Genomic DNA, 8,593 nt, shown 5'->3' with positions numbered 1-8,593 from the left:
CGGGCGCGGCCCGCAGCGTCCTGGCGCGGGTCGCGAGCAGCACCCGCACGCCGGCGCGGGCCAGCGCGGCGCGCGCCAGTTCGTCGTGGAGGGTGCCGAGCGGCACCCGGGGCAGGCCGATGTCGGCGGCGCCCGGGCTGCTGAGCAGACCGGTGCGGAAGACCTTGGCGGCCAGCGCCAGCGAGACGTCCTCGGCCCTGGCGTTGAGGGTGGCGACGCCCACCAGGTCCCAGAGCGCGGCGACGGCGCCGGGGCTCTGGCCCTGGGCGCGCAGCCAGTCGGCGAAGGAACGGTCGTCCAGCGCGGGGTCGGCCGGGTCGAGCCGGCGCAGCGCCAGGGCGGCGCGGGCGACCCGGGCCCGTTCGGCGAGCCCGAGGTGCGGGTAGCGGGCCAGCCCGCCGGCCAGGTGCAGCGGAACGGGCAGCGCGGCGCGGGTGATCCGGCCCAGGGTGCGGCGTTCGGCGTCCAGCACGGGCACGTCGAGGCGGCGCTGAACGGGCGCCAGCCGGGCGCCGCCGATGCGTTCCAGCAGGCCCCGGTAGGCGGTGCAGCAGCGGAGGTAGACGTGCTGCCCGTTGTCGACGGTCAGCTCGCCGACGGCCGACTCGCGGCGGAACGAGAACGCCAGCCCGCCGAGCCGGGGGCGGGTCTCGACCAGGGTGACGCGCTGGCCGCGCGCGGCCAGCGCCAGCGCGGCGGTGATGCCGGCCAGTCCGCCGCCGACCACCAGGGCGCGGCGGCGCTCGCCGGTCACGCGCGCTCCCGCAGGGCCGCCCTGCGAGCGTCGAGCCCGGCCAGCCCCCGGACGGCGACCAGCGCCTTCTGCGCGGTGGGCAGCGCGACGCGGCCGCGCAGCACGGCGTGCGGGTCGGCGGCGATGCGGTCCAGCAGCCGGTGGTAGATGCCGGCCATGGCGGCGACGCAGGCGCCGGAGCGGCGGTCGAGCATGGGCAGCAGGCGGAAGCCGTCGGCGAACAGCTCGCGGGCGCGACGGACCTGGAAGCGGACCAGGCCGGCGAAGTCGGCGCCGTGGCGCGGCGGGTCGTGGTGCGCGCCGTCGGTCAGGCCGAACTTGCGCAGCTCCTCCTCGGGGAGGTAGCTGCGGCCGTGGCCGGCGTCCTCCCTGATGTCGCGCAGGATGTTGGTGAGTTGCAGGGCCAGCCCCAGGGTGTCGGCGTACTCGGGGGCGCGGTCGGCGCCCCGGACGCCGGGCACGGTACCGAAGACGCCAAGCGAGAGGCGGCCCACCGCGCCGGCGACGCAGCGGCAGTAGGAGCGGAGTTCGTCCCAGGTCTCGTAGTGGCGGCCGTGGACGTCCATCAGCACGCCGTCGATCAGCTCGTCGAGGGCGTCCAGCGGGACCGGGTAGCGGCGCGCGGTGTCGGCCAGCGCGACGGCGACGGGGTCGGTGTCGTCCTCGGCGACCTTCTCGGTCCGCACCCGCTGGAGCAGCTCGCGGGTGGCGCCGAGACGTTCCTCCTTCTCGGCGGCGGGCAGCGCGCCGTCGCCGATGTCGTCGACGCGGCGGGAGAAGGCGTAGAGCGCGGAGAGGGCGCGGCGGCGGGGGGCGGTCAGCAGCCGGATGCCGTAGGCGAAGTTCTTGGCCTGGTGGCCGGTGACCGCCTCGCAGTACTGGTACGCGGCGAGCACGGGGGCGGGCGGTGCGGGGCTCTTGGTCACGGGCTTGAGCCTCACGTTCCTCGTCGTCGCAGTGCGGTGGCCGCCGCGTACACCAGGCGGTCCCGGCTGGCGCGCGGCGGTCCGGCCAGCACGTCGTACCCGGCCTGGGCGATGGCCTGGGCCGCCGCGTAGCCGCCGCCGAGGAACCCGGCGAGCAGCAGCCGCAGCCGCCCGTGGACGCTGCCCACCAGGGGGGCGCCCTCGTCGAGCAGCCTACGTGCCCTTTCGGTCTGGTACGCGACCAGGGTCCGAACGGAGGCGTTGGCGGTGGGCTGGGCCAGGTCGCGTTCGGTCACGCGGAACCTGAGCATCGCGGTGGCCGGCAGGTAGACGCGGCCCCTGGCGAGGTCCTCGGAGACGTCCTGGAGGTGTTCGACCAGTTGGAGTGCGGTGCATATGGCGTCGGAGCGGCGGACCCGCTCGGGGGTGCTGGTGCCGGTGACGGCCAGCACCAGCCGGCCGACGGGGTTGGCCGACAGCTCGCAGTAGCGCAGGAGTTGGCTCTGGGTCTCGTAGCGGCGGACCCGCTGGTCGAGGCGGTTGGCCTCGATGAGGTCGCGGAACGGCTCGGGGGTCAGGCCCGCGCGGCGGACGGTGGGGACGAGCGCCAGCAGCAGCGGGTGGCGGGGGGACGCCTCGGGGGCGAAGACCCGGTCGAGGTCGGCGGCCAGGGCGTCCAGCAGGGCCAGCCGGTCGTCGGAGCGCTCGCGGTCGACGCCAAGCAGGGTGGCGTCCGCGCCGCCGGGCGGAAGGTCGCCGTCGCCGATGTCGTCGACCAGGCGGGCGAAGCCGTAGACGGCCATCAGGTCGTCCCGCCAGGCGCGGGGGAGAAAGCGCGGGGCCACCGGGAAGTTCTCGTGGGCGGCCTTGGCCAGCGTCGCCGCCGACGGGTCGCCCGTGGCGGTCACCACGCGGGCCCCGTCCTCACCGTTGCCGTCATGCTTGTATTTCTACCTTGGGTTGCGAAGCCTCCATGTCCGGACACGCTACCCCGGCCGGCCGGGGAACCGGCCCCGGCCGCCGGCGTCCGGCGGCGGTGGCCGGGCGACGCCGGCCGTCCCGCGCCTACTTGTTGGTCTCCTCCTCGTAGGCCTTCAGCACCTGCTCGGTGGGGCCGTCCATCATCAGGACGCCGCGTTCGAGCCAGAGCACCCGGTCGCAGGTGTCCCTGATCGTCTTGTTGTTGTGGCTGACGAGGAAGACGGTGCCGGCCTCGGCGCGCATCTCGCGGATGCGTTCCTCGGAGCGGCGGCGGAACTTCTTGTCGCCGGTGGCCAGCGCCTCGTCGATCATGAGCACGTCGTGTTCCTTGGCGGCGGCGATGGAGAACCGCAGCCTGGCCTGCATCCCGGAGGAGTAGGTGCGCATGGGCAGGCTTATGAAGTCGCCCTTGTCGTTGATCCCCGAGAACTCGACGATCTCCTCGTAGCGTTCCCGGATCTGATCCCGCGTCATGCCCATGGCCAGGCCGCCAAGGACCACGTTCCGCTCGCCCGTCAGATCGTTCATCAGGGCGGCGTTGACGCCGAGCAGGGAGGGTTGGCCGTCGGTGTAGACCCGGCCGCTCTCGGCGGGGAGGAGGCCGGCGATGGCGCGCAACAGGGTGGACTTTCCTGAGCCGTTGGAGCCGATCAGGCCGATCGCCTCGCCCCGGTAGGCGACGAAGCTGACGCCGCGCACGGCGTGCACCTCGCGGACCCGGGCGCTGGGCTCGCGGCGGATGATCCGGCGCAGCGCGGCGGTGGCGTTGCCGCGCTTGGCGGCGCCGTTGACGCGGTAGACGATGTGCAGGTCGTCGGCGATCACGGTGGGAACGCGGCCGTCGTCGACGACCTTCATCGGGGCGGGGATGTTCCAGTCAGCCACGGCCGTACCGCTCCTCCGCCTTCCAGAAGTACACGAAGCCGCCGATGCCGACCACCACGGCCCAGCCCAGCGCCCACCACCAGGTGGTCATCGGAACGCTGTCATGGTACGGCCCCTCGATCAGGGCGTAGCGCATCAGGTCCATGTAGACGGCCGCCGGGTTGGCCTCCAGGACGGTGGCGACCCAGGACGGCCAGTTGGCGGAGTTCTCCACCATGTAGCGGAGCGGGAACATCACGCCCGAGGCGTACATCCAGGTCCGCAGCACGAAGGGCATCAGCTGCACCAGGTCAGGGGTGGCCGAGCCCAGCCGCGCCATGACCAGCGCGAGGCCGACGTTGAAGACCAGTTGGAGCGCCAGCGCCGGGAGCACAAGGAAGCAGGTCCACCCCGCGAAGTGACCGGAGCCGATCACGATGAGGATCAACACGATCATGGAGTACAGCAGTTGCTGGAGCTGCTGGAGCGAGAACGAGATCGGCAGCGAGGCCCGGGGGAAGTGCAGGGCGCGCACCAGGCCCAGGTTGCCGGAGATCGACTTGACGCCGGAGAGCACCGACTGCTGGGTGAAGGTGAAGACGAAGACGCCGGTGACCAGGAACGGGATGTACTCGCGGATGGACATCCCGCCCTTGCCACCCAGCAGGAGGCCGAAGATCAGGAAGTAGACGAAGGCGTTGAGGAGCGGGGTGAAGACCTGCCACAGCTGGCCGAGTTTCGCCTGGCTGTACTGGGCCATCAGCTTCGCCTGCGAGAAGGCGAGGATGAAGTAACGACGACCCCAGAGCTGCCGCACGTACTGCGGCAGCGAAGGTCGAGCGCCGCTGACGGACAGACCATGACGGGCCGCGAGTTCTGCTAGTGGCACTTCGCGGGGGGACGCACTCTCGTGCGTGGTCTCACTCACCTTGGGAAACTTTCGTCCTCGCAGGGCACAGGGCGGTAGGGGCCGCGCGAACGCTTCGGCCCCCGGATGGTCTCAGACCCGAGCTTGTCAGATAACAGGAGGTCGTCCCAGCCGGGTCAGGCGCCATACCGTACGCCAACGCATCGCCCTGCGTTGACCACACGGGGTGCGCCAGCCCTCGGCGAAGCCGCCGAACCAGGCCCGCAGTGCCGGCCAGGACGGGCGCCTGACCAGGGTGAGCGACAGCCAGACCCCGAGGTAGAGGGGGACCAACGGGATCGGGAGGTTCCTCCGGGCCAGCCAGACCCGGTTTCTCGCGACCATCCGGTGGTACATCGCGTGCCGGGAGGGGGCGGTGGCCGGGTGGTGGAGCAGCAGATCCGCGCGGTAGTCGATGGCCCAGCCGGCGTCCAGGGCCCGCCAGGCGAGGTCGGTCTCCTCGTGGGCGTAGAAGAAGTTCTCCGGGAGGCCGCCCACATCCCGGAAGACGGCGGTGCGGACGGCGTTGGCCCCGCCGAGGAAGGTGGTGACCCGGGAGGAGCGCATCGGGTCGGAGGCGCGCAGCCGGGGAACGTGGCGGCGCTGGGTGACGCCGGTGTCGGGGTCGGCGATCCGGAAGCTGATGATGCCGAGCCCGGGGTCGGCGGCGAACGCCTCCCGAACCAGCCGGACCGTTTCTTTGTCCGGAAGCAGACCGTCGTCGTCCAAAAACAGCAGTACGTCGACGTCGGACCCCGCCGGGCCGAAGGACTCGATGCCGACGTTCCGACCTCCGGGAATGCCCAGGTTCTCCGGGAGTTCGACGCCGCGCGCGCCCTCGGGCAGCGGGGGCAGCTCGGCGCCGTTGCCCACCACCACGACCTCGACGGGCTCGCCCTCCTGGGCCGCGACCGAGTCCAGCAGGGCGCGCAGCTCGGCGGGGCGGTCGCCCATGGTGAGCACGACGGCGCCGACGGTCAGCTTCGCCGCGTCCGGGGCCGCCTCGGGCGCCGGGTCCCGCCCGCTCACCGCAGCCTGCTGGAGGCGAGGATGGAGACCAGGTGCAGCAGGGTCTGGAGCAGCGCGACCGCCGCCAGCAGGGCCACCCCGAGCCGGGTGAAGAACAGCTCGCCGCCGATCACGTCCAGCACGGCCACCACCAGGATCAGCAGCGAGGCCTCGACGCCGCCGACCAGCCGGTGGAACTTCAGCGCGGCCGCCGCCCTGCGGGCCACCGCGAGCCCGGAGGAACGGGGCGTCGCCGCCTCGTCCCTGACCGCCGGCAGCCCGCTGCGGGCGCGGGCCACGTCGACCAGGTCCGTCTCGGCCTTGATCAGGATCGCGCCGAGCGCGGCCAGGGTGCCGAGGAAGGCCCACAGCCAGTTGGCCGAATCCTCGTGCTGCCCGAGGAGGTCGGCCGCCCGCGTCCCGAAGCCGACGAGCAGCGCCGCCTCGGAGAGGTAGTGGCCGATCCGGTCCAGGTAGACGCCGGTGATCGAGGTCTGGCCGCGCCAGCGGGCGACCTCGCCGTCCACGCAGTCCAGCAGGAGGTAGAGCTGGATCAGCAGGGCGGCCAGCACGGCGCCCGTCAGCCCCGGGATCAGCAGGGCGGCGCCGGCGGCCACCCCGGCGAGAACCATCAGATAGGTGAGCTGGTTGGGCGTGACCCGGGTGTTGACCAGGTGCCTGGTCCAGCGCAGGGAGATCTCCCGCATGTACAGGCGCCCGGCCCAGTGCTCCCCGCTGCGGCGGTCCTTGACGCCGGCGGGGTGCACCACGGGGCGGAGTTCAGCTACCGATGGCTTTGACATAGTCCGCGTACGCGTCCCTGATTTCGTCGGTGGTCAGGTCGAGGTGTTCGAGGATGGTGTAGCGCCCCGGCCTGGTCTGCGGGGCGAAGGCGACGGCGGTGACGAACTCCTCGGTGGAGAAGCCGATCTCCTCCGAGCGCACGGGCAGCCCGTGCCGCCGCAGCACCGAGGCGAACAGGCCACAGCCCTCCGGGTCCCCGCGCAGGTGCATGGCGAACGCGGCGCCGAGGCCGACCTGTTCGCCGTGCGGGGCGGAACGGCGGGGGTAGAGGATGTCCAGCGCGTGGGAGATCTCGTGGCAGGCGCCGGACGAGGGGCGGGTGTGCCCGGCGATCGACATGGCGATGCCGCCCAGCACCAGCGCCTCGGCCAGCACCGTCAGGAACCGGTCGTCCCCGCAGTCCCCCGGGTGCCGCAGCACCGCCTCGCCCGCCTGGCGCGCGATGGCGGCGGCGAGGCCGTCGATCTGCTCGCCGGTCTCCCGGTGGGACAGCTCCCAGTCGGCGATGGCGGAGATGTTGGAGACCGCGTCGCCGATGCCGGAGCGGACATAGCGGATCGGGGCGTCCCTGATGACCTGGAGGTCGACCACCAGCGCGATGGGCGCCGGCACCCCGTAGGAGCCGCGCCCGGCGTCGTTGTCGAGGGTGGAGACGGGCGAACAGATCCCGTCGTGGGCGAGGTTGGTGGCGACCGCCACCATGGGCAGGCCGACGCGCGCCGAGGCGTACTTGGCCGCGTCGATGATCTTGCCCCCGCCCAGGCCGACCACCGCGTCGTAGTGGCCCGAGCGCATCGCGTCGGCCAGCTGGACGGCGGCGTCGATGGTGCCGCCGGCGACCTCGTACCAGTCGGCGCCCGGCAGGGCCGGGGTCAGGCGCTCGCGGAGCGCGGCGCCCGAACCCTTGCTGATGGCGACGGCCAACCGGCCGGATGAGGAGATCCGTTGGTCGGCCAGCAGCCCCGCAAGGTTGTCCAGGGCCCCGGCGGCGATGTCGACCGAGACGGGGGACGGGATGAGGCGGGTCAGTACCGGCACGCGATCTCCCTGCCCCGGGCGAGATCGTCGTGGTTGTCGATCTCGACCCAGCTGACCTCGCCGATGGGGGCGGTGTCGATGCGGAAGCCCCGGTGCACCAGCTCCTGGTAGCCGTCCTCGTAGTAGAGCTGCGGGTCGCGCTCGTAGGTGGTGCGCAGCGCGTCGGCCAGCTCGGCGGCGGCCTCGGACTCGATCAGCGTGACGCCGATGTACTCGCCGGTGGCCTCGGCTGGCTCCATCAGCTTGGTGATCCGGCGGACGCCCTTCTCCGGGTCGGCGACGACCTTCATCTCCTCGTCGGCCAGGGCCTTGACGGTGTCCAGCGCGAGGATGATCCGGCGGCCCTCGCCCCGGGCGGCGAGCAGGGTGCGCTCGACCGACGGCGGGTGGACCGTGTCACCGTTGGCCAGGATCACGCCCTCGGCGATGGCCTCGCGGGCGCACCACAGGGAGTAGGCGTTGTTCCACTCCTCGGCCTTGTCGTTCTCGATCAGGCTGAGCTTGACGCCGTAGCGGCGCTCCAGGTCGGCGCGGCGCTCGTGGACGGCCTCCTTGCGGTAGCCGACCACGATGGCGGCCTCGGACAGGCCGACCTCGGCGAAGTTCGCCAGGGTGAGGTCGAGCACGGTCCTGCTGTCCTCGCCCTCCAGGTCGACCACCGGAACCAGCGCCTTGGGCAGGGTGTCGGTGTAGGGGCGAAGACGCCGTCCGGCGCCGGCGGCCAGCACGAGGCCGATCATGCGGGTTCTCCTGTTTCGTCGTGTACGGCTGGCGCCTGGGAGGAGATCCAGAAGCGGATGCTCTCCCCCAGCACCAGAAGCGCCACGGCCCCGGCGAGGACCGCGAGCGCGATGGTGAAGCCCTGGCCGCCGGGCCACAGGGCGGCGGCGACCGTGACCGCCAGGGCGCGGCCCTCGTGTCCGCCGGTGGCCGTGACCAGCCAGCGGGGAGGCGCCCCGGCGCCGCCCCGAAGGCGGTACACCGTGTCGTAGTGATGGTAGGCGCTGGCGGCCACCAGGCAGAAAGCCGCCGGCAACGCACCGTTCACCTCGCTGTGGGCGGCCAACAGCAGGATGGTGAGGTACTCGCCGGCCCGGAACAGCGGCGGGAGCAGCCAGTCGAGGCGGCCCCGCAGCGGGCGGGCGGCGGCCAGGCCGGCGGCGATCCCGTAGCCGAGGGCGCCGAGGACGGCGAACCAGCTGCCCTCCGCCAGCACCGGGGGCAGGGTGGCCAGCAGCACCAGCACGCCGAGGGCCGCCCAGCCGGGCGCGGGCACGCGGGCGCCGCCGGGCAGCGGGACGCGGGCGGCGG

At 72.9% G+C, this 8,593-nt stretch carries 10 protein-coding genes; all 10 read right to left on the bottom strand.

Translation table 11 applies throughout. The features are described from left to right. A partial coding sequence (locus EBN88_RS26470; protein ID WP_233580986.1) for an FAD-dependent oxidoreductase occupies positions 1–754 on the bottom strand: 754 nt, incomplete at its 3' end. Then, positions 751–1,680 carry a presqualene diphosphate synthase HpnD gene (hpnD, locus tag EBN88_RS26465; protein ID WP_122399572.1) on the bottom strand — a complete coding sequence of 310 codons (930 nt, stop codon included), beginning with the start codon at positions 1,678–1,680 and terminating at the stop codon, positions 751–753. The genes EBN88_RS26470 and hpnD, both read right to left, overlap by 4 nt. An 11-nt stretch (positions 1,681–1,691) precedes the next feature. Beyond that, the gene (gene hpnC / locus EBN88_RS26460) at positions 1,692–2,591 is read right to left on the bottom strand and encodes a squalene synthase HpnC (protein ID WP_122399569.1); all 900 of its coding nucleotides are present in this window, start codon (positions 2,589–2,591) and stop codon (positions 1,692–1,694) included. Positions 2,592–2,745: 154 nt separating this feature from the next. Continuing rightward, entirely contained in the window at positions 2,746–3,519 is a 774-nt protein-coding gene (locus EBN88_RS26455) for an ABC transporter ATP-binding protein (protein WP_122399571.1), read from the bottom strand. A gap of 19 nt (positions 3,520–3,538) precedes the next feature. Continuing rightward, positions 3,539–4,453 (bottom strand): ABC transporter permease, encoded by a 915-nt coding sequence (locus EBN88_RS26450; RefSeq protein WP_122399568.1) that lies wholly within the window; start codon positions 4,451–4,453, stop codon positions 3,539–3,541. Positions 4,454–4,540: 87 nt separating this feature from the next. Then, positions 4,541–5,386 carry a glycosyltransferase family 2 protein gene (locus tag EBN88_RS26445; protein ID WP_199742496.1) on the bottom strand — a complete coding sequence of 282 codons (846 nt, stop codon included), beginning with the start codon at positions 5,384–5,386 and terminating at the stop codon, positions 4,541–4,543. 71 nt (positions 5,387–5,457) lie between these two features. After that, entirely contained in the window at positions 5,458–6,243 is a 786-nt protein-coding gene (locus EBN88_RS26440; protein WP_122399567.1) for a CDP-alcohol phosphatidyltransferase family protein, read from the bottom strand. Next, positions 6,221–7,282 carry an iron-containing alcohol dehydrogenase family protein gene (locus tag EBN88_RS26435; protein ID WP_122399566.1) on the bottom strand — a complete coding sequence of 354 codons (1,062 nt, stop codon included), beginning with the start codon at positions 7,280–7,282 and terminating at the stop codon, positions 6,221–6,223. The genes EBN88_RS26440 and EBN88_RS26435 overlap by 23 nt, the downstream gene beginning before the upstream one ends. After that, on the bottom strand, positions 7,270–8,022 hold the full coding sequence (locus EBN88_RS26430; RefSeq protein WP_122399565.1) for a phosphocholine cytidylyltransferase family protein: 753 nt from the start codon (positions 8,020–8,022) through the stop codon (positions 7,270–7,272). Before EBN88_RS26430 ends, EBN88_RS26435 begins: the two co-directional genes overlap by 13 nt. Further along, the coding region (locus EBN88_RS26425; protein ID WP_233580985.1) for a DUF5941 domain-containing protein at positions 8,019–8,593 on the bottom strand (575 nt) is incomplete at its 5' end. The genes EBN88_RS26430 and EBN88_RS26425, both read right to left, overlap by 4 nt.

This window comes from Streptomyces triticirhizae, assembly GCF_003696235.1.
Lineage (GTDB): Bacteria > Actinomycetota > Actinomycetes > Streptomycetales > Streptomycetaceae > Streptomyces > Streptomyces triticirhizae.
The sequence above is the reverse complement of the archived record's forward strand: the minus strand, read 5'-3'. Positions and strand labels throughout refer to the sequence as shown.